Source organism: Corallococcus sp. BB11-1 (assembly GCF_026626625.1).
Classification (GTDB): Bacteria; Myxococcota; Myxococcia; order Myxococcales; family Myxococcaceae; genus Corallococcus; species Corallococcus soli.
Map to the genome: position 1 here is coordinate 123,659 of NZ_JAPNJY010000025.1, position 19,671 is coordinate 143,329.

General features: G+C 71.0%; 18 protein-coding genes. 8 read left to right on the forward strand and 10 right to left on the reverse strand.

Annotated features, from left to right (window positions below; translation table 11 throughout):
- Positions 1–165: 165 nt before the first annotated feature.
- Both OV207_RS20420 and OV207_RS20425 read left to right on the forward strand, forming a co-directional pair.
- On the forward strand, positions 166–684 hold the full coding sequence (locus tag OV207_RS20420) for a hypothetical protein (protein ID WP_267556791.1): 519 nt from the start codon (positions 166–168) through the stop codon (positions 682–684).
- A gap of 61 nt (positions 685–745) precedes the next feature.
- The gene (locus OV207_RS20425) at positions 746–889 is read left to right on the forward strand and encodes a YdeI/OmpD-associated family protein (protein WP_267556792.1); all 144 of its coding nucleotides are present in this window, start codon (positions 746–748) and stop codon (positions 887–889) included.
- Here OV207_RS20425 and OV207_RS20430 read toward each other — a convergent pair.
- The 3 genes from OV207_RS20430 to OV207_RS20440 form a co-directional block, all read right to left on the reverse strand.
- Entirely contained in the window at positions 880–1,845 is a 966-nt protein-coding gene (locus tag OV207_RS20430; protein WP_267556793.1) for a class I SAM-dependent methyltransferase, read from the reverse strand. The two genes, OV207_RS20425 and OV207_RS20430, sit on opposite strands and share 10 nt — an antisense overlap.
- A 133-nt stretch (positions 1,846–1,978) precedes the next feature.
- Entirely contained in the window at positions 1,979–2,857 is an 879-nt protein-coding gene (locus tag OV207_RS20435) for a sigma-70 family RNA polymerase sigma factor (protein ID WP_267556794.1), read from the reverse strand.
- Complete coding sequence (locus OV207_RS20440) at positions 2,844–3,305, reverse strand: carboxymuconolactone decarboxylase family protein (protein ID WP_267556795.1); 462 nt, start codon at positions 3,303–3,305, stop codon at positions 2,844–2,846. The genes OV207_RS20435 and OV207_RS20440 overlap by 14 nt, the downstream gene beginning before the upstream one ends.
- Positions 3,306–3,423: 118 nt before the next feature.
- Between OV207_RS20440 and OV207_RS20445 the strand changes: the two genes are divergently transcribed.
- Positions 3,424–4,035: a pyridoxamine 5'-phosphate oxidase family protein gene (locus OV207_RS20445; RefSeq protein ID WP_267556796.1), complete on the forward strand. Its 612-nt coding sequence runs from the start codon at positions 3,424–3,426 to the stop codon at positions 4,033–4,035.
- A 3-nt stretch (positions 4,036–4,038) separates the two neighbouring features.
- Here OV207_RS20445 and OV207_RS20450 read toward each other — a convergent pair whose 3' ends face one another.
- From OV207_RS20450 to OV207_RS20460, 3 genes are read right to left on the reverse strand one after another with little or no spacing between them, the layout of a single operon-like run.
- Positions 4,039–5,079: an ABC transporter ATP-binding protein gene (locus OV207_RS20450; RefSeq protein WP_267556797.1), complete on the reverse strand. Its 1,041-nt coding sequence runs from the start codon at positions 5,077–5,079 to the stop codon at positions 4,039–4,041.
- Complete coding sequence (locus tag OV207_RS20455; RefSeq protein WP_267556798.1) at positions 5,079–6,749, reverse strand: ABC transporter permease; 1,671 nt, start codon at positions 6,747–6,749, stop codon at positions 5,079–5,081. Before OV207_RS20455 ends, OV207_RS20450 begins: the two co-directional genes overlap by 1 nt.
- Complete coding sequence (locus tag OV207_RS20460; RefSeq protein ID WP_267556799.1) at positions 6,746–7,792, reverse strand: ABC transporter substrate-binding protein; 1,047 nt, start codon at positions 7,790–7,792, stop codon at positions 6,746–6,748. The genes OV207_RS20455 and OV207_RS20460 overlap by 4 nt, the downstream gene beginning before the upstream one ends.
- 129 nt (positions 7,793–7,921) lie before the next feature.
- On the opposite strand from OV207_RS20460, the gene OV207_RS20465 reads away from it, so the two are divergent.
- A complete protein-coding gene (locus tag OV207_RS20465) occupies positions 7,922–9,280 on the forward strand; it encodes a glycoside hydrolase family 16 protein (protein WP_267556800.1) in 1,359 nt (452 codons plus the stop codon).
- A gap of 58 nt (positions 9,281–9,338) precedes the next feature.
- Here OV207_RS20465 and OV207_RS20470 read toward each other — a convergent pair whose 3' ends face one another.
- The gene (locus OV207_RS20470; RefSeq protein ID WP_267556801.1) at positions 9,339–10,550 is read right to left on the reverse strand and encodes a polysaccharide deacetylase family protein; all 1,212 of its coding nucleotides are present in this window, start codon (positions 10,548–10,550) and stop codon (positions 9,339–9,341) included.
- A gap of 111 nt (positions 10,551–10,661) precedes the next feature.
- Between OV207_RS20470 and OV207_RS20475 the strand changes: the two genes are divergently transcribed.
- From OV207_RS20475 to OV207_RS20490, 4 genes are all read left to right on the forward strand, one after another.
- The gene (locus tag OV207_RS20475) at positions 10,662–11,531 is read left to right on the forward strand and encodes an ABC transporter substrate-binding protein (RefSeq protein WP_267556802.1); all 870 of its coding nucleotides are present in this window, start codon (positions 10,662–10,664) and stop codon (positions 11,529–11,531) included.
- Complete coding sequence (locus tag OV207_RS20480) at positions 11,528–12,322, forward strand: ABC transporter ATP-binding protein (RefSeq protein WP_267556803.1); 795 nt, start codon at positions 11,528–11,530, stop codon at positions 12,320–12,322. The genes OV207_RS20475 and OV207_RS20480 overlap by 4 nt, the downstream gene beginning before the upstream one ends.
- Positions 12,319–13,254, forward strand: coding sequence for a FecCD family ABC transporter permease (locus OV207_RS20485; RefSeq protein WP_267556804.1), 936 nt, complete (start codon positions 12,319–12,321; stop codon positions 13,252–13,254). The genes OV207_RS20480 and OV207_RS20485 overlap by 4 nt, the downstream gene beginning before the upstream one ends.
- 136 nt (positions 13,255–13,390) lie before the next feature.
- Positions 13,391–14,236 carry a tetratricopeptide repeat protein gene (locus OV207_RS20490; protein WP_193348559.1) on the forward strand — a complete coding sequence of 282 codons (846 nt, stop codon included), beginning with the start codon at positions 13,391–13,393 and terminating at the stop codon, positions 14,234–14,236.
- Between the two features lie 32 nt (positions 14,237–14,268).
- On the opposite strand, the gene OV207_RS20495 is transcribed toward OV207_RS20490, so the two are convergent.
- From OV207_RS20495 to OV207_RS20505, 3 genes are all read right to left on the reverse strand, one after another.
- A complete protein-coding gene (locus OV207_RS20495; protein WP_193348558.1) occupies positions 14,269–14,487 on the reverse strand; it encodes a DUF3185 family protein in 219 nt (72 codons plus the stop codon).
- A 54-nt stretch (positions 14,488–14,541) separates the two neighbouring features.
- On the reverse strand, positions 14,542–17,952 hold the full coding sequence (gene rnr, locus OV207_RS20500) for a ribonuclease R (protein WP_267556806.1): 3,411 nt from the start codon (positions 17,950–17,952) through the stop codon (positions 14,542–14,544).
- Positions 17,953–18,079: 127 nt separating this feature from the next.
- A complete protein-coding gene (locus OV207_RS20505) occupies positions 18,080–19,480 on the reverse strand; it encodes a protease inhibitor I42 family protein (RefSeq protein ID WP_193348556.1) in 1,401 nt (466 codons plus the stop codon).
- Positions 19,481–19,671 lie beyond the last annotated feature (191 nt).

Here is a 19,671-nt window from a genome sequence, read left to right on the forward strand (position 1 = left end):
TTTCCATGACGTGCGGAAAACCGTCCCGTGTGGGTGGACCCGAACGCCTCCAACATCACCCACCTGCAACACCCATCCGTGGGTTTCCATGGCTGGCGGAGCAGCCTCCTGGTCATCCCCCTCGCGGCTTTCGTCCTCTCCCGGCGCGGATAGTATGGGCGCCTCATGAGCACCTCGCATCCGCCCCCTCGGACAAACGCCGTCATCCCGTACGTGAAGGAGCGCTTCCTCGCCGCATCGGGAGTGTCCGTCCTGTTCCTCATCGCGTGCGCGGCACCCGCGATGAGGGTGATCACCGTGGGGAGCATCTCCCGGAGCAACGAGCGGGACCTGGCTGGCTACGAGCTGCTGCTGACCGGCTGGCTGGGCGTGTTCGGCTTGAACATTGGCTGGTACGCGAACCCGCTGTCCGCCATCGCGCTCTTCCTGCTGATGCTGGGCGCGGATCGCGGTGCCCTCGTGGTTGGTTCGATTGCCGCCGTCGTGGGGATGTCGTCCCTGTCCTGGTACGTCCACCCGCTGCCGGCGGACGAGGGCGGTGTCCAGTTCACCGAGCTGCTGTATCCCTCCATCGGGTTCATCTGCTGGATGCTCAGCCTGGTGCTCATCCCGCTCGTGGCCTTGGAGCTCTCATCCAGGCGCAAGGCGCAGGCAGCCGCTCCGGCACCAGCGCTCACGCCATGACGACGGCGACGAAGCAGACCTTCACCGCGAAGCTCGAAGAGGCCAACGGCGTTGGCGGCCGGTGGGTGATCTGTTCGACGGGCTCGCGTTCACGCACCGGAAGGAATTCGCGCAGGCCATCACCGAGGCGAAGCGCGAGGAGATCCGCGAGCGCCGCGTGGCCCAGACGCTGGAGACGCTGCGCGCCCGGCGCGCTCAGTCCTGATCCGGCGCTTCTTCGTCCGACGCCTGTCCCCGCACCGCCGTGAGCAGCAGGTCGTACTTGCCGCCCAGGAACGTGCGGAAGCCGTGCTGGTGCAGGTAGCGGCGGTAGAAGGACAGGTCCTTCACCAGCAGCGACAGGTCCGGCTCGCGCAGGTTGCGCACGCGCGCGCCGTAGACGACCTCGCCATCCCGGAAGCGGGAGTTGGGAAAGCCCAGCACCAGTGAGGCCCGGGGCTCCAGGTGCTCCTGCACGAGCTTGCGCAGGAGAGCCCGGTCATCCACGCCGGGGCTTTGCAGCGTGCCCACGGACACCACCGCGTCGAAGCGCCCAAGCGCCGCCGGGAGCGCGTTCAGGTCCGCCTGCACGAACGCATGCCGCGCATCCGGGAACGCCCCGCGGGCCGCGTCGATTGCGCTCGCGCTGTGGTCCACGCCCACGAAGCGGACGCCTTCGACGGACTCGAACGCGGCCAGCTCATCCCCCCGGTTGACGCCCAGGTCCAGCACCCGTGCGCCGGGAGGCAGGCGCAGCCGCGCCACCGCTTGCAGCCACGGCACCAGGAAGCCCGCGTCCTCGAACTTCCGCACCCGCGCGAAGTCGGACTCCACGCCATAGCGCTCCTGTGGCGCCTCCGAGCGCTCCCCACCGCCCGCGTGCCACGGGGCCTCCGCGCCCAGCGGCTCGAACGTGAGCAGGACGTGCGTGTCATCCACCGCGCGCGGCGTGCGCAGGCGGCAGGACAATCCCTCCGCCAGGTCACACCAGCTCCGAAGCGGCCGATGGACGAGCCCGCCCTCCGGCCCGACGCGCTCTCCCGGGTACTTCCCAAGGCCCAGGTCCGGGTCCGGAACTTCAATGGACACCGGCCCTGCCGCCAGCGCCGCCTCCAGGTGACGCAGCACCAGGACCAACGGCTCGGAGTGGAAACGACGCGGGGGAACAGGGGGGCGCGACATGCCCCCACCCTACCCCTCCGCAGGACTCCACCACGATCTTCCCGAACGGCCCGCGCGCCAGAGGCTCCAGCGCAAGCGCGGCACGCTCACCTGCGTGCGCTCGGGACCATCGCGGAGGGGCTGCCGGGTTCCGTCAAGTGACGTCCTCGCCCACCGCCCGGCGGATGGTGTGCAGCTTGTCCGGGTTGCGCGTGACGTAGATGGCGATGATGCGCCCCTCTTCGATGGCGAACGCCGTGGTCTGCAAGAGGCCATCCGCTTCGAGGGTGACGAACGCCGGCAACCCGTCGATGGCGCCCTCGTGAACGAGCTTGGACGACCGCAACCCCGAGCGCTGGAACAGCCCGTCGAAGAGACGCAAGGTCTTCTCCGCCCCGTAGATGGGATTGAGCGCGGCCTTCGTCTTGCCTCCACCGTCGGAATACGTGACGACATCCTTCGCGAGCAGCGCCTGGAGCGCGTTCACGTCCCCGCTGCGCGACGCGGTGAAGAACGCCGAAGCCAGCTCACGCCCCTGCCCTTCGGAGACAGGGAAGCGGGGGCGGGCCTCGCGCACATGGGTCCGCGCCCGGCTGGCGAGCTGGCGGCAGGCCGCGGGGTCGCGCTCAATGGCCTTCGCCACCTCGTCGAAGTCCATGCCGAAGACGTCATGCAGGAGGAACGCGGCGCGCTCCAGGGGGGACAGGCGCTCCAGGGCCATCATCAGGGTCAGCGTCAAGTCGTCGCCCTCCACGGTTTCGACGATGGGCTCTGGAAGCCAGGTCCCCACGTACTGCTCGCGCTGGACGCGGGCGGACTTCAGCACGTCGAGGCACAGGCGCGTCACCGTGCGAACGAGCACGGCCTCGGCGTCCCGCACGGCGGCGCGGTCCGTCTGGTGCCAGCGCAGATACGCCTCCTGCACCACGTCCTCCGCCTCCGCGACGATGCCCAGCATCCGGTAGGCGATGCGGAGCAGGCGGGGGCGGAGCGGGTCGAAGGCGTCCGCGGGGTTCGCGTCAGGCAGCTTCACTGCGCGAGGTCACCGGATGGATGGACTGGAAGCCGACGGAGATCCGGTTCCAGGTGTTGATCACCCCGATCATCAGGGTCAGCTTCACGCTCTCCTCCTCGCTGAAATGCGCCCGCATCGCAGTGTAGTCCGCATCCGGCGCGTGCGTCTGGGAGACGAGCGTCAGGGCCTCCGTCCAGGCCAGGGCCGCCCGCTCACGGTCCGTGAACAGGGGCGACTCGCGCCAGGCGTTCAGCAGGAAGATGCGCTCCTCGGTCTCCCCATGCGCGCGGGCGTCGCGGGTGTGCATGTGGATGCAGAAGGCGCAGCCGTTGATCTGCGAGGCGCGGATCTTCACCAACTCCAACAGGTTCGACTCCAGCCCGCTGCCCTGGACCTTCCCGGAGAAGTCGAGCATCTCCTTCATGAGCGCGGGTGCGGCGGCGAACGGGTTCATCCTGGCCTTCATGTGCGGCTCCATTTCCGGACAGGAAGAGTGCCTGTCCACCCCCAGGACGAATCACGGGGGATGGCTGTGACATGGTCATTCCGATGGTGATTTTGTCCCCCTCGGGAGGAGCACCCGGATGAAGACCGTGACGGATGTCGAGGCGCTCGAACGGCTGTACGGCTTCCCCACGAAGCCCTCGGTCCTCAAGGTGGTGGACCACATTCATCCGGCTTATCGGCCCTTCATCGAAACCTCACCCTTCGCGGTGCTCGCCACCTCCGGGCCGGAGGGGCTGGATGTCTCCCCCCGGGGTGACCCGGCGGGCTTCATCGTCATCGAGGACGCGCGCACGCTGCTGCTGCCCGACCGCCGCGGCAACAACCGCGCCGACTCGCTGCGGAACATCCTGACCGACCCCAGGGTCGCGCTGCTCTTCCTGGTCCCCGGCGTCAACGAGACCCTGCGCGTCAACGGCCGGGCGAGCATCGTCGTTGAACCAGCGATGCTGGAGCGGTTCACCTTCGAGGGGAAGCAGCCTCGCTCGGTGCTCCACATCGCCGTGGAGTCGGTCTTCTTCCAGTGCAGTCGGTCGCTGATCCGCTCCGAACTCTGGAACCCTGCAAGGCACGTCCCGCGCACGGCGCTTCCCAGCAACGGGGCGATGCTCGCCGCCATCAGCCAGGACCCCTTCGACGGAGACGAATACGACCGGGAGCTGCCGGCACGGCTGAAGACGACGCTGTACTGAGCCTCAAGCGACGCCGTCGAACACCGTGGCCTTGCGCAGGCGCACGTTCAACGTCTGCCCGGCCCGCACGCCCTCCAGCGCCGGCCCGATGACGCGCAGGAACGCATCCCCCACGGGGAAGCGGTACTCCGCCGCGTGTCCCAGGAACAGGCGCGCGGAGAGGACCAGCGGCGTTCCTGCCGCACCCAACTCCAGCTCCTCCGGACGCACCACCAGCGTCCCTGGCCCCGAGCGCCCGCGCAGCTCCGCCGGCAGCTCGAACGCAAGCTGCGTCCCCGCGCAGTGGAACGTGCCCGCCCGGGCCTCGCCCCGCAGCACGTTCGCGCCACCGACGAAGCCCGCGACGAACGGGGTCGCCGGGTCGCGGTAGAGCCGCTCCGGGGTGTCCACCTGTTCGATGACGCCCCGGTTCATCACGGCGATGCGGTCCGACAGCGCCAGCGCCTCGCCCTGATCATGCGTGACGAACACCAGCGTCGTGCCCAGGCGGGCGCGCAGCGCGGCGATCTCCGCGCGCAGCTCCTCGCGCAGCGCCGCGTCCAGGTTCGACAGGGGCTCGTCCAGCAGCAACACCCGGGGGTCCGCCACCAACGCCCGCGCGAGCGCCACGCGTTGAAGCTGTCCACCCGACAGCTCGTGCGGCATCCGCGCCGCGAGCGCCTCCAGCCGCACCCACCGGAGGGCCTCCCGGACCCGGGAAGCCACCTCGTGCCGGGGCACCTTCCGGAGCACCAGCGGATACGCGACGTTCGCCTCCACGCTGCGATGCGGCCAGACGGCATAGCTCTGGAACACCATGCCCAGGCCGCGCCGCTCTGGAGGCACGCGTACGCCAGGGCCGGCCACCACGTCATCGCCCAGGCGGATGGTGCCCGAGTCCGGATGCTCCAGACCGGCGAGCATCCGAAGCGTCGTCGTCTTGCCGCAGCCGGAAGGTCCCAGCAGCGACACCAGCTCGCCCTGCCCCACCTCCAGGCTCAGACCCCGCACCACGGGCGTCCCGCCGTACGCCTTGACCAGTCCCTCCAGGACGATGGCCGCCATCACCGCACCTCCGGCACGCGTCGCCGCGTCCACGCCAGCACGGCCTGTCCCGCCACCACCAGCGCCACGAACGCGCACGCCAGCACCGCCGCGGAGGCCGGATCCGCGTAGCTCTGCAACTCGAACAACAGCGTCCCCAGGACTTCGGAGCCCGCGGGCACCAGCAACACCGACAAGGTGATCTCCGTGGCGCACGCGAGGAACGCCAGCACGAACGCCACCGTGAGCGCAGGCCGGAGCAACGGCAGCGTCGCGTCCGTGAACGCCCGCATGGGCCCGGCGCCCCCCACCCGGGCCGCCTCCGCCAGCGACGGGTCCACCTGCGCCAGCGCCTCGGAGCTGTTGCGCTCGCCCAGCGCCAGGTACTTGCCCACGTAGGCCACCAGCAGCAGCCAGGGCGTGTGCGCCAGCGCCAGCACGAAGGCCACCCGCTCCAGCACCACCAGCCGCCAGTCGCGCGAGAACGCCACCAGCAGCGCCAGCGCCAGCACCGTGCCCGGCACCGCGAAGGGCCACACCGCCATCGCCTCCACGCCCGCGCCCCCGCGCCGGAACGTCCGTCGCAGGAGCGCGCCCGCGAGCCCCAGCCCCACCACCAGCACGCCCGCGCCCGCCGCGAGCAACACGCTGCGCCCCGTGGCCCGCAGCGTGCGCGCGTCCCACAGCACGCCGGACCAATGCGACAGCGTCAGGGCGTCCCACGTCAGCGCCGCGCCGAAGCTGCGTTGCAGCGACGTCAGCAGGATGGCCGCCAGGGGCAGCACCACCAGCACGCCCCCCACCGCGCCCACGCCGACCAGCGCCCACCGGCGCCACGGCCCCAGCGCGAGTACGCGGGGAGACACGCCCTTGCCCGCGCTCAACCGCACCCGCCCCGCCCGCCCCAGCACCCACGTCAGGCCCAACGCCAGCGGCGTCAGCAGCAACAGGAACGACGCGAGCACGGATGCGCGCGGCAACCCCTCCTCGCTGCCCAGCAACACCAGCTCATAGATGCGCGTGGTGAGCACCCGCGTGGGGGGCGACGCCGAAATGCCCAGCAGGTACGGCACGCCAAAGGAGGACGCGGCCATGAGGAACACCATCACCGCGCCCGACAGCAGCGACGGCAGCGCCAGGGGAACCGTGGTGCTCAGGAGGGCGCGAAGCGGAGACGCGCCACACACCCGGGCGGCCTCCTCCAGCGCCGGATCCACGCGCCGCAGCGCCGCCGCCCCGGCGAGCAGCACCAGCGGCAGGCCCGACAGCCCCTCCACGAACGCGATGCCTCCCACCCCATAGAGGTTGAACACCTCCGCGCCCAGCAGCCGGTTGAGGTAGCCGGCCCGGGGGCTCGCGAGCGACAGCCACCCCATGCCCCAGATGAACGCCGGAATGGCGGAGGGCAGCGTGAACAACACCGTGAACGCGCCCCGCCCGGGCAGGTCGGTGCGGAACAGCAGGAGCGCCAGCGGCGCCCCCAGCCCCAGCGCCCACGCCGTCGCCCCCAGGGAGCTGGCCAGCGTGTTCAGCAGGGCCCCGGACTCCCCCGCGAGCACCTGCCCCATGCCCCCCGTCGCCGCGCCCACGCCCCGCAGCAGCAGCGCCGCGACCGGCAGCACCGCGAAGAGCAGCAGCGGCACCGACCACGCGCCCAGCGCCAGCCACCGCCCCCAGCCACGCCCCGTCATCGCGCGAACGCCCGGCTGAAGGCTTCCTTGATGTCGCCCCCATGCAGCAGCCCCTGGTCCAGCAGCGCCGGGGACCAGGCCCGCGCACGGCCCAGCAGGCCCTCCACGCCGGGCTCGCCACGAGGTCCGCCCAGGCGCGGATCCACCGCGTGCATGTCGCCCTTCTCCACGATGATGCGCTGGCCTTCCGGGGACAGCAGCACGTCCACCAGCGCCTTCGCCGCCACCGGGTTGCGCGTCGTCGCGAACAGCCCCACCGGGCCGGGGATGACGACGGCGCCATCGTCGGGCCAGACCACCTCGACGGGGCTGCCCTTCGCCCTCGCCGTGAGCGCGTTCTCCAGGAGCAGCACGCCCGCGTCCACCTCGCCGCTCTCCACCTTCTGGAGCACGGCCGCGTTGCCGCCCGCCACCACCGCGCCCCGCTCCCGCAGCCCCGCGAAGTACGCGTCGCCCTGCCGCGCATGCATGAACACCGCCCAGGTGAACGCCGTGCCAGACGTGAGCGGATCCCCAATGGCGACCCTCCCCTTCCAGCTCCCGTCCACCAGCGCGGCGAACGACTTCGGCGCCTCGCCCGCCCCCGCGCGGTGCACCAGCACCATCGTGGACAGCCGCACCGCCGCGTACCTCGCCTCCAGGTCCAGCAGCGTGCGAGGGATGCGCAGCGCGTTCACGGACGCATACCGGAGGAACGCCCCGTCCCGCGCCAGCCGTTCGTAGAGGAACGGATCCGACGTCATCAGCACGTCCGCGCGCACCGCGCCCGCGGCCCGCTCCGCCTCCAGCCGGCTGGACACCTTCTCGCTGCCCGCCTGGTACCAGTGCACCTGCACGCCGGGCAGCCGCTCCTTGAGCAGCGGCTCCAGCGCGTCCAGGACGTGCCGGTACATCGACGTGTAGACCCACACCTCACCGGAGGGCGTCGCGGCCTGCGACACGGCGGCCCCACCCGACGGCGCGGCGGATTCGATGCGACACGCGACCAGGACGACGGTCACGAGGGCGAAGCCAAGACCCCGGAGCGGGAGGGGGATGCGCATGCGGACGTCGAGTATGCGGCACCCACCACCCTTTCACATCCACGCATCTCCACCGCCCCGCATCCATGTCTTCCTGGCAAGACACGTTAAAACAGGCAATCATGATTGCTCCCTCAACCCGGAGCACCCATGTCTTCCCCCACTCGTGCTGGCCTCGTCGCGGCAGGCTTCCTCGCCACCCTCTCCGGCTGTTCGCCCGAGCCGGAAGCGCCCTCCGGGGCTCCCGTGGAGGAGAGCGGCTATGGCCAGACACAGCAGGGCGAGCGCTCCTATGATCCGGGCGCGGGCTGGAACCTGACCTGGCAGGACGACTTCACCGGCACGTCGCTGAACACGGGCGCGTGGACGGTGCTGACGAGCAACTGGGATCCCGTCACCAACAACTGCAACTTCGGCACGGGCGAGCTGGAGTACCCGCGCGCGCAGAACGTGACGGTGGGCAACGGCAAGCTGATCATCACGGGCGAGCGCACGGGGGACAACCCCACGGACCCGCGCTGCCCCGGCAACTACCGTTCGTTCTACTCCGGCCGCCTGCACACCAAGGGCAAGGTGGAGGGGCGCTACGGGAAGATCGTCGCGAGCATCAAGATTCCCCCTGGCTACGGCATGTGGCCGGCCTTCTGGACGCTGGGCTCCAACATGTCCAGCGCGGGCTGGCCGGCCGCGGGGGAGATCGACATCCTGGAGTGGCACTCCAACGAGCCCACCTGGATGAAGTCCGCGCTGCACTGGCACAACGGCGGGCAGGCGGACTGGGGCACCGGCGCCAGCCGTGGCGTGGACCTGTCGCAGGACTTCCACACGTATGAGGTGGAGTGGAACGCCAACAGCATCGTGTTCCGGTTGGATCGCGACTTCGTGTCCACGGCGACCTTCGGCCACAACGAGTCGGAGTTCCAGCAGCCGCACTACCTCATCCTGAACCTCGCGATGGGCGGCAACTGGTACGGCCACCCGTCGCCGAACGCCATCGACCTGCCGTGGGGCGCCCGGAAGACGATGGAGGTCGAGTGGGTGCGCTGGTACCAGCCCGGTGGCTCGCAGTCGCTGGGGCTCACCAACGCGGGCTTCGAGCAGGGCCTGACGGGCTGGAACACCTGGGGCACCACGTCCGCCGCCATCTCGGAGACGTACAACGGCGGGCACTCGGGCAGCTACCACCTGACGCACTGGACGTCGGGCGCGCCCTTCGAGTCCTGGACGTACCAGACGAAGTCCGGCCTGCAGGCGGGCACGTACAAGCTGCGCGCGTGGTTCCGCAAGGGCGGCACGTTCGACTTCGCGCGCTTCCAGGTGAAGACCTGCGGCTCGTGCGCGCCGGCCATCACCAACCTGGGCACCTACGGCGGCTACACGCTGCTGGAGACGCCCGCCATCTCCGTGCCGGCCAACGGCTACCTGGAGTTCGGCCTGCACAGCAAGGCGCCCACGCACAACGGCTCCAGCTTCATCCACATGGATGACGTGGAGCTGGTCCGCCTCTAGGCGAGCCCCCCCGCCGCGCGCGCCGGTGTCCCGCCAGCGCGCGCGGTGGCTCCGTTCCTCAGTGCGGGACGAGCACGAAGTCGTCCACGTACACCGCGCTTTGATCCGATCCCGAGTCGTCCGACAGATAGAAGTCGTTCACCGTGCCGGACGTCGCGCCCAGCAGGCTCAGTGGGATGGACACCTTCTGCCAGGTCCCCGCCGCGAGGGGGTGGCCCAGCACGGACGCCAGGTTGATGCTGCCCAGGTGCGTGGCGTTGTCGTAGAGCGCCAGCCGCAGCTGCTGCCCGCCGGTCGTGCCACCGTGCACCCACAGGTCGATGGACTGGTACAGCGCCAGGTCCAGCCCGGTGTGGTGGAACATCAGCGCCTCCCAGTAGTCCGGCTCGAAGCGGATCGCCGTGGAGCCGGCGTGAACGGTGACGGCCTCATCCAGGTCGTGCGTCGCCCAGCTCCAGTCCTGGAACCCGCTGCCCATGGCGTCGTCGTAGATGACCGTGCCCACCGACGGCGGGGCGTCCGTGAGGCCGTCCGTCAGCGCCAGGCCCTCCGCCACGGTGACGGTGCGGATGCCGGTCGACGTCACGTGGTTGAGGATGCTGGCGAAGTTCGTCGACCTGTACTGCGTCGTGCGCGTGGGCGTGCCGGTGGTGAACTCGTGGAAGAGGATGATGAGCCAGCTCTTCTCCGCGATGGCCTGGTTGATCCACCCCTTCACCGTCGCCACCGACACCGCGCTCGACACGTCGTTGGCGCGCAGCTCGTAGACGACGGTGTCGCGGTAGTTGCGGCCCGCGTTGATGGTGCGGTGGCTGGCGTACTCCGCCTTCAGTGACGTCATCACCGTCGCGTTGTACGCGCCATAGGGAGAGGCGAAGTTGCTGCCGCACATCGCGCCGACGTTCGCGGCCAGCCAGGCGCGCGAGTCGTGCAGCTCCGTCGTGAGCTGCGCGGGCGTCAGCGAGGTGAGGTCCGCGTGCGTGCGCGTGTGGCTGGCGATCTCATGGTTCTCCGCGTGGAGCGTCCGCACCTGCGCGAGGCTCATGTAGCCGCTCCAGCCTTGATCCACCGCGTCAGTGACCACGTAGTACGTGGCACGGAGGCCGCGTGAGTTGAGCGCCGGCCGCGCGAGCGTGTACTGCGTGGTCCAGCCGTCATCCAACGCGATGGAGACCATCCCTTCCGTGAAGGGCGAGGCGGCGAAGGCGGAAGAAGCGCAAAGGAACACCGCGGCGCAGAGCACGCGGGACAACGGAGTCCGGAAAGACATGTCTGGGAAATCCCCCTGTGAGGATGCCCAAGGATACGCGCGCGGCGAGCGAAGCCCAGGCCCCGCTTCCCGGCACCCGGGACCGGGCCCGTGCTAGAAGGCCACCGCCCCATGAGTCCCTTCCGCCTCCCCTCCCTGCTCGTCGTCGTGCTGGTGCTCGCGGCCGGCTGCCAGAAGCCGGCGCCTCCCGCTTCAGAGGCGCAGGCGCGGCGGATCGTCTCGCTGTCGCCGTCCATCACGGAGACGCTCTTCGCGCTGGGTGCGGGTCCGGAGGTGGTGGGCGTTTCGGACTACACGGTGCTGCCCGAAGGCACCCCCGCCCTGCCGAAGGTGGGCACCACGTTCGCGCCGAACTTCGAGGCCATCGCGAGGCTCAAGCCCACGCTGCTCGTGGATCAGCAGGTGAAGCAGGCGCCCGCGGAGGCGCTGTCCGCGCTCGCGCCGCTGAAGGTCCTGCCGTGGCTCTCACTCTCCGACGTGGTGGCGAGCGTGAAGGAGTTGGGCCGGCTGAGTGGACGCGAGGCCCAGGCCACGGCGCTGGCGGAGCGGTTCCAGGGCACGCTGTCGCGCCCTGCCCCCAAGGACGCGCCCCGGGTGCTGCTGGTGCTGGGCGACGCGTCGGGCACGCTGTCGGAGGTCTGGTACATGAAGCGCGGCTCGCTGCACGGCGCCGCGCTGGAGGCCGCGGGGGCGCGCAACGCCGTGGCCGAGGACGGCGCCGGCCCGCCCAACCTGTCGCTGGAGGGGCTCATCGCGGTGGATCCGGACGCGGTGCTGCTGCTCGTCACCGCCGCGAAAATGGACGCCGGGCAGCAGGCCCTGGTGCTCGCGCCGTGGAAGAAGCTCACCGGGCTGCGGGCCGCGCGGGAGGACCGGGTGCGGCTGGTCATCGGTCCCGACGTGCAGTCCACCGGGCCGGCCATCCTCGACGTCGTGGAGCGGCTGCGCTCCGCCCTGGGCACCCTGCCCTCCGCGCGATGACGGCCGGGCTGACGCTGGACACGGTGACGGTGCGCGCGCGCGGGCGGACGCTGCTGGACGGCGTGTCCCTGGACGTCGCGCCCGGCGAGTTCGTGGCCATCGTCGGGCCCAATGGCGCGGGGAAGTCGACGCTCCTGCGCGTGGCGCTGGGGTTGCTGCGGCCCGACGCCGGGAGGGCGCGCGTGGAGGGGTGCGACGTGGCGGACCTCGCGCCGAAGGAGCGCGCGGCGAGGCTCGCGTGGCTGCCGCAGCGGCTGGAGGCGGCGGAGCCCATCACCGCGCTGGAGCAGGTGGTGGCGGCGCGCTACCGCTTCCCGGAATCCCGCCGCGCCTCCGAGGCGGCGGCGCACCGGGCGCTCGCGGAGGTGGGAGCCCAGGACTTCGCGGTGCGTCCCGTGACGGAGCTGTCCGGAGGCGAGCGGCAACGCGTGGCGATGGCGGGCCTGCTGGCACAGGAGACGCCGTGGGTGTTGCTGGACGAGCCCGCCAACTTCCTGGACCCCGCGCAGCAGATGGACCTGTACACGCGCGTGGGCCAGTTGTGGCGCGCGGGCCGGGGCCTGCTCTGCGTCACCCACGACGTCAACGTGCTCACCCACGCTCGCGTCCCCGGCACCCGAGCCCCCCGCGTGGTGGGACTGGCCCAGGGGCGCGTGAGGTTCGACGTGGACTACGACGCACCCGACCTGGGCGAGCACCTGGGCGCGCTGTTCGGGGTGCGGATGCGCAGCACGTCCGTGGACGGACACCGCGTCTTCGTCGGCCTGCCCCATGGCGGAGGCGCGCGATGAGGTTCTGGCTCCTGCTGGCGCTGTGCCTGATGGCTTGCGCGGTGGCGCCGTTCATCGGCCCGGGCTTCTCCGCGGACACGGCGGACTTCATCTTCTGGCAGCTGCGCGTGCCCCGCACGCTGATGGCGATGCTGGTGGGCGGCACGCTGTCGCTTGTCGGCGCGGTGTACCAGTCGCTCTTCGCGAACCCGCTGGCCGCGCCCAGCACCGTGGGCACCACCGCCGGAGCGACCCTGGGCGCCCTGGTGGCCATCGTCCTGGGGGCCCGGCTGGCGCCGGGGGGCCTGCCACTCATCACCGCCGCCGCCTTCGTGGGGGCCCTGGGCGTCAGCTTCATCGTGGCCGCCATCGCCGCGGGCCGCCGGGTGCGGATGAACGACGTGGTGCTCGCGGGCATCGCCTGCTCCATGGCGGCCGGGGCGCTCGCCACCGGGTTGCAGTTCTCCGCGGACTCCGCGGAGCTGATGGCCGCCACCCGCTGGTCCCTGGGGCACCTGCCCCAGGTGGGCTATTCGGGCGTGCTGATGCTGTCGCCGTTCGCGCTCGTCACCGGGGTGGGCCTGCTCGCCCTCACCCGCGCCCTGGAGGTGTTCATCGCCGGGGAGGAGCACGCCGAGTCCCAGGGCGTCCCCGTCCGCCGCGTGCGCACGGTGGCCATCGGCCTGGGCGCGCTGGGCGTGGCCGCGTGTGTCGCCTGGTGTGGCCCCATCGCCTTCGTGGAGCTCATCGTCCCGCACCTGGTGCGCCGGACGCTGGGGGTGAGCCGGCGCGTCCTGCTGCCCGGGTCGGTGCTGGTGGGGGCCGCGTTCCTCGCATTGTGCGATGCGTCGGCGCGCGTCATCCTACCGGGCCGTGAATTGCCAGTGGGGGTGGTGACGGCCGCCCTGGGCACCCCCCTGCTCGTCTACCTGGTCGCGCGCGGTCGCCCCTGAGGCGCCCGGGGCCCCGCCCGCCTGGAGGCAGCCCTAGCCTTCAGGACAAGCGGTTCACGCGGCGAGTTCGGGTATATTCCGCGCCACATGGGGCCCCGCGAGGCGTGCTCCTGGAACTTCACGAAAGGCTTTGGGCATGAAGCGGTTGGGACGCGTGGGATTGATGCTCGGGGTGCTGACCCTGGGCGGGACCTTTGGCTGTTCGGACGAGAAGGCGGAGAAGGCCAAGGAGCACCGGATCAAGGGCACCAACTTCCTCGCCGACAAGAACTACGCGGAGGCGACGAAGGAGTACGAGGAGTCGCTGAAGCTGGACCCCACCCAGGACAAGGTCTGGGAGAAGAAGGCCTTCGCGCACCTGCAGCTGGGGCAGACGGATGCGGCCGCCGAGGCGGCGATGAAGCTGATGGACTTCGCCAAGACGCCTGACGACAAGGCCGGTGTCTACCGCAACATCGCGGCCATGTACGCGAAGAACGGCCCGATGGAGAAGGCGGTGCAGTACTTCCAGGAGGCGCTGAAGATCAACCCGAAGGACACCGACTCCCTGGGCTGGATCGCGGAGATGCACTCGCAGCGCGGCGGCGCCCGCAGCATGACGGCCCCGGCGGTTCCCGAGGAGCTGGAGAAGGCGCTGAAGGTCTATGACCAGGTCATCGCCATCAACCCGGACTCCGCCAACTCGTACCTCAACAAGCGCGTCGTGATGGCGAAGTACATGGAGCACTCGAAGGCCATGCGCGACGCCGCCGAGCAGGAGGCCATCGAGGCTGCCACGCCGCCGAAGCCGGAGAAGGGCAAGAAGGCCGTCGTGGATCCGGACGCGGCCGAGCGCGTCGCCGCCGCCAAGGCGAGCGCCGCGGCCCACCAGGTGCGCATCGACCAGCTCCAGGCCGAGTTCAACGAGATGACGAAGCAGTTCGGCGAGGCGACCAAGCGCGCCAAGGCCGCGCAGGCCGCGCAGGCCTCCGACAAGAAGTAGGCCCGCGCGGACGTACCGGAAGGGGGTGGGGCCTAACGGCGGCCCCGCCCTCCTCCGAAGAGGGCCAGCAGCACCCCGCCCACGAGCGCCGCGCCGCCGCCCGCGACGTAGAGCGTCGTCTGCTCGGTGTTGCGCCCGGTGAGCAGCTCACTGGCGCGCTCGGTCAGCGAGTCCTTCGCCTTGAGCCCGGTGAACAGCAGCACCCCGCCCGCGACGGCGAGCATCAACCCCACGATTCGCACAGCGCCCACACAGCCTCCTTGGATGGATTGACGGCGGGGCCGGGAGCGTCCCGGCCCGTCGTTTCAGCGCTTGCGCTTGCCAGGAGCACCGCGCCCCGGCTTCGGGCTCGCGCCCTTCTTCCCGCCGGGCTTCTTCTTCCCCGCCGGGGACTTCTTCGCGGGCTTCGCGCGCGATTGCGTCGCTGGCTTGCGGCCCTTCTTCGCGGTGCTTCCACGGCCCGGAGCCGGAGACTCGGACAGCAGGCCCCGCTGCGCGGCCAGGGCGCGGATCCGGTCGAAGCCCGGGTGCGGCGACACGGCCGGCGCGTCCTCACCGAAGCCGTCGGCGTCGAAGGCGGGCCCCGGCGGCGTGAAGTCCTCACGCGGTGCCTTCACCTCCGGCGCGTCGTCGGACGGTGCGTCACCGACATCGGGCGTCGGGAGCACCGGCTCCGCGGGGCGGAACAGGCGACGCTTGCCCTTCGTCGGGGTGGCCGGCTCCGCCTTCGGTGCGCGCGCCTCGGGCGCGACGTCCTCGGACCGGGCGCGCGAGAAGCGAGAGCCAGCCCGAGCCGGTGCGGCCTCCTCGCGGCGACCTTCGCGGCTGAAGCGGCCACGCGGGCGGGGCTTGGAGGTTTCCTCGGGGGTGGCTTCGTCCGTGGATGCAGCGCGCGTGGCATCGTCGTAGCCGGTCAGGAACGCGGCCTCTTCCGAGGCGACGTCCTCGTCCGTGGGCGGCTCCCACGTCCGGACGCCAAAGGGCGTCTGCTCCGCCGACACGTCCCATGAGGCGGCATCCGCCCTGGGCTTGCGGCCCGAGGCTTCATCCCCAGGAGCAGCCTTCTCCCACGGCTTGCGGCCCGCTGGAGCCTCTCCCGGTGCAGCCTTCTCCCACGGCTTGCGGCCCGCTGGAGCCTTCGCCGAGGAGGGCTTCTCCCACGGCTTGCGCTCCAGCAGCGTGTCCGACGGGGCGGCCTTCTCCCAGGGCTTGCGACCCACGGGCGCTTCCGCCGGAGGGGCCTTCTCCCAGGGCTTGCGGCCCGCCTTGAAGGCCTCGCGCTCGCCACGGCCGGCCCTGCCCCCATGGCGCGGAGGCGCTTCGCTTACGTACTCGCGGCGTCGCGACGTCGGCGGCGCGGCCTCGGCGCGCGCGAGCGGCGACTCACCTTCGAACTGGAGCGCCTCGAAGTCGATCTTCCGCGACACGGTGCTCGCGGACAGCAGGCGCACGCGCAGCTTCTGTCCCACGCGCACGCGCCGCCCGTTCGGATACACGAGCGAGTGCACGCGCTTGTCCAGCTTGGACCCCGGCCCCAGCGTCTCCGCCTTGACCAGGCCCTCGACGTGCTCCGTGTCCAGCTCCACGAAGAAGCCGAACTCGGCGATGCCCGCCACCGTCGCGTCGAACTCCTCGCCCACGCGGTCCTTCATCAGGAGCGCCGCGTAGAACGACACCACCTCGCGCTCCACCGTCATGGCCGCGCGCTCGCGCTCCGAGCACTGCTGGGCCATGCCCTCCAGCCGCTCCTCCTCGCGCTCCAGCTGCGCTTCCGACGGCCGCTTGCCCTTGCGCGCCCACACCGCCTTGAGGATGCGGTGCACCAGCAGGTCCGGATACCGCCGGATGGGCGACGTGAAGTGCAGGTAGTTCTCCGCCGCGAGCCCGTAGTGGCCCACCCGCGTCGCGGTGTAGATGGCCTGCATCATCGAGCGCAGCAGCAACTGGTTGAGCGCCCGCTGCTCCGGGTGGCCGTGCAGCTGCGTGATGAACGCGTCCAGCTCCTTCGACGACACGCCGTCATCCACGTCCAGGTGGAAGCCGTACGCCTCCGCCAGCGTCGCGAACGCGGCCAGCTTCTCCGGATCCGGCTCGCCGTGGAACCGGTACACCGAGGGCAGGCCCTCGTCCTGGAAGTACGTGGCCACCGCCTCGTTGGCGGCGAGCATGCACTCCTCGATGAGCCGGTGGCTGTCCTTGCGCTCGCGCTTCTCCATGCGCAGGGGCAGGCCGTCCGGCCCGAGCACCACCTTGTGCTCGGGCACGTCGAAGTCGATGGCGCCTCGCGCCTTGCGCATGCCCATCAGCGCGCGCGCCAGCGCCATCAGCTGCTCGAACTGCGGCTTGAAGGCGTTGCGGTGCGGCACGTCCTGGCCCTCCAGGACGTCCTGCACCTCGTTGTACGTGCAGCGCGCCACGCTGCGCATCACCGCCGGGTACAGCTCCGACGAGCGCCGCGTGCCCTGACGGTCGAACGTCATGTCCGCCACCATGCACAGCCGGTCCTCGTCCGGACGCAGCGAACAGATGCCGTTGCTCAGCCGCTCCGGCAGCATGGGCAGCACACGGTCCGGCAGGTACACCGACGTGGCGCGGTTGAGGGCCTCCGCGTCCAGCGCGCTGCGCTCCTTCACGTAGTGGGACACGTCCGCGATGGCCACCACCAGGCGCCAGCCGTCGGCGCGGGGCTCCGCGTACACCGCGTCGTCGAAGTCGCGCGCGTCCTCGCCGTCGATGGTGATCAACGGCAGCGAGCGCAGATCGCGGCGGTTCTCCGCCGTCGCCTCGGCCTCGGTGACGCGCACGGCGAACGCATCCGCCTCGTCCATCACCTCGGGAGGGAACTCGTCGGAGAAGCCCTGCGAGAAGGCCGACCCCAGCACCTCCGCGCTCGGCTCGCCCGGCCGGCCCAGTGAGCCGGCCACCTCACCGAAGAGGCCCTGCCCCGGCTCCAGCAGATCCGCGCCCACGCCCAGGCGCACCTTCACCAGGTCGCCATCGCGCGCCATCTGCGTCGCGGGGACCCGGATGGGCCCCGGCAGGCTCGTGTCGTTGGGCGTCACCAGTGAGTGCCGGCCCTGCTCCACGTACGTGCCCACCGCCAGCTCGCGCCGGCGGTTGATGACCTTCAGCAGCCGCCCCTCGAAGCGTCCCGGCTTGCCCGCCACCTCCACGAGGACCCGGTCGTTGTCGAGCGCCCGCTGGGCCTCCTGCGGCGGCAGGAAGACGTTCTCGCCCTCGCCGGACACCGGGTGCACGAAGCCGAAGCCGTCCCTGTGGACGTGGAGGATGCCCTCCATCGTGGGCTCGTTGGAGTCCGCGAAGCGCTCGTCCCTGCCCCGGTCGCCACGCTGCTGGCGGCGCCGGAAGTCGTCCGCCCCCCGGGAGAAGCCGCTGGGGGACACGTCGCGGAAGGCGGGCCGGCGCTCCTCGCGCCCGCTGCCCGGCACGGGGCCGCGCTTGCGCGTGGGCGGCGCTGCCGCCGGACGGCGGGGTTCCGCGTCGGCCTCCGGGGCAGCGGGCCGGCGGGGCCCCTCCAGGCGGAAGCGCTTGCCGTCCTTGAGGATGACGCCGGCTCGCACCAGCTCACGCAGGGCGCGCTTGAGTTCGGTCTGCTGGCCGGGATGGAGCCCCCCGAGGCGCAGGAGTTCCTTCACGCCCAACGGGTGGTCGGCCTCGGCGAGGAGCTGTCGGATGTGTTCTTGGGAAAGGCTCACGGGAGGGGTGCGGCAAGGCCGCTCAGGGAACGGGTAAGCCCGAAGGGTGCGGGCGGGAACCCCCCGGGCCCCATTCGCCCTCCCCAGCGGACCTTGCGGTCCAGGGAGGGCCCGTGCGGCCAGACCCTCAGGGTCTGACCGTGACGTTGATCTTGAAGGAGCGCTCCACCACGCCCGGCGTGAACGCCTTGGCGAGGAAGAACTCCATCTCGAAGCTGCCGGGGTTGCGCGGCGTGAAGAAGAACTCGCGGGTGGCCGGGCTGCCGTTGGGACCCGGCTCGAAGTTGGCTTCGCGCAGGCCCACGCGCTTGGCCAGCGTCGGTTCAATGGCCCAGAACGCGCCGGGCTGCTCCTGCAGGCGCACCGTGAGGCCGTGGTTGAGCTTCACGTCCACGGACGTGGGCACCTCGCCCTCGATGTGCACAAGCTCCATCTCGTCGCGCGACACCGAGCGGGCCTCGGACGGACGCGGCTCCACGTTCTCCGCGGTGATGCGACCGCCCCAGCCGGACGACTTGTCCACCACGCCCGTCACCTGGAGCGTCTGCCCCACGTGCTTGCGCAGGCTCTTGACCGCCGCCTTGCCTTCGATGGCGAACGACACCTGCTGGCGCGTGCCACCGTTGGACACGACGAGCACGAAGTCGTCGCCCATCATCTCCAGGTTGCCCCGGATGCTGGCGAAGCCCTTGATGCCCGCGCCCATGCCGGCGGCGACGGCCATGGAGACCTCGCCGGGCGACAGGTAGCGCAGCTTCGGCTCCGAATCCGAGGGCGGCGGTGTGGGCTCCTCCACCTCCGGCTTCTTGGCGGAGTACTTGCGCACGTCCACCACGCCGCTGTGGTTCGTCGTCTTGCGGATCATCCCGCTCACGGAGACCTTGTGGTCCACGTAGGCCGGGAGGACCTCCTGATCAGGCCCCTGGAGCAGGAACGTCAGCTCGCGCTTGTCGCGGCCCACGACCACCAGGTGGGGCAGCTCGCCGCTGAGGATGAGCCGGCCCTTGAGGCTGCCCTCTCCCATCACGCCGCGGCCCTCGCCGGCGGTCAGCAGCTGCTCCATCTCGCGCTTCGTGAGCGGCTCGCCCACGGGCGGCAGCTTGGTGGCGCGCGGACGCGGCTTCTCCACGGGGGGGCCGGAGGGGACGGCCGGCTGGGTCTTGGACCCGGCCTTGCCCGTCGCCTTCTTCCCGGCCGCGGCGGGCGCGGCCTTCGCGGGAGGAGGCGCAGCGGCCTTGGCGCCCTTGGCGGTGGCGGGAGCTGGCGCAGCCGCCTTGGCCGCCGCCTTTCCCTTGGCCGCTGAAGAGGCCTTCTCGGGCTTCTCCGCCGCCGCCTTCTTCGCCGCCGCGACCTTCCCCTTCGCCCCTTCAGCAACCGCCTTGACGACCTTCGTCGCGGCCGTCGCCACCTTCTTCGAGGCGTTCCGGATCAGATCCAGCCGGGACGCGTTGTCCTTCTTCGCGGCAGGCTTCGCACCGGTTTTTGCAGCGGGAGTCGGCTTCTTCGCCCCGGACCTGGGCTTGGCCATCGACGCTGTCTCCTTGAAAATTCCCGTGTGCTATCAACGGGTTGGCGGGACGCCCCTGCTGTTGGACGCGAGCCTCGCGATCACGGTTGCTTGTAACGGTGATCAGTTGGGCTGTCAAACTAACACTTGATTTTCCCTCGGACTTTGGTTGCGAAAACGTCCTTGGAAGGCCCCTTCGCCGTTATAGATCA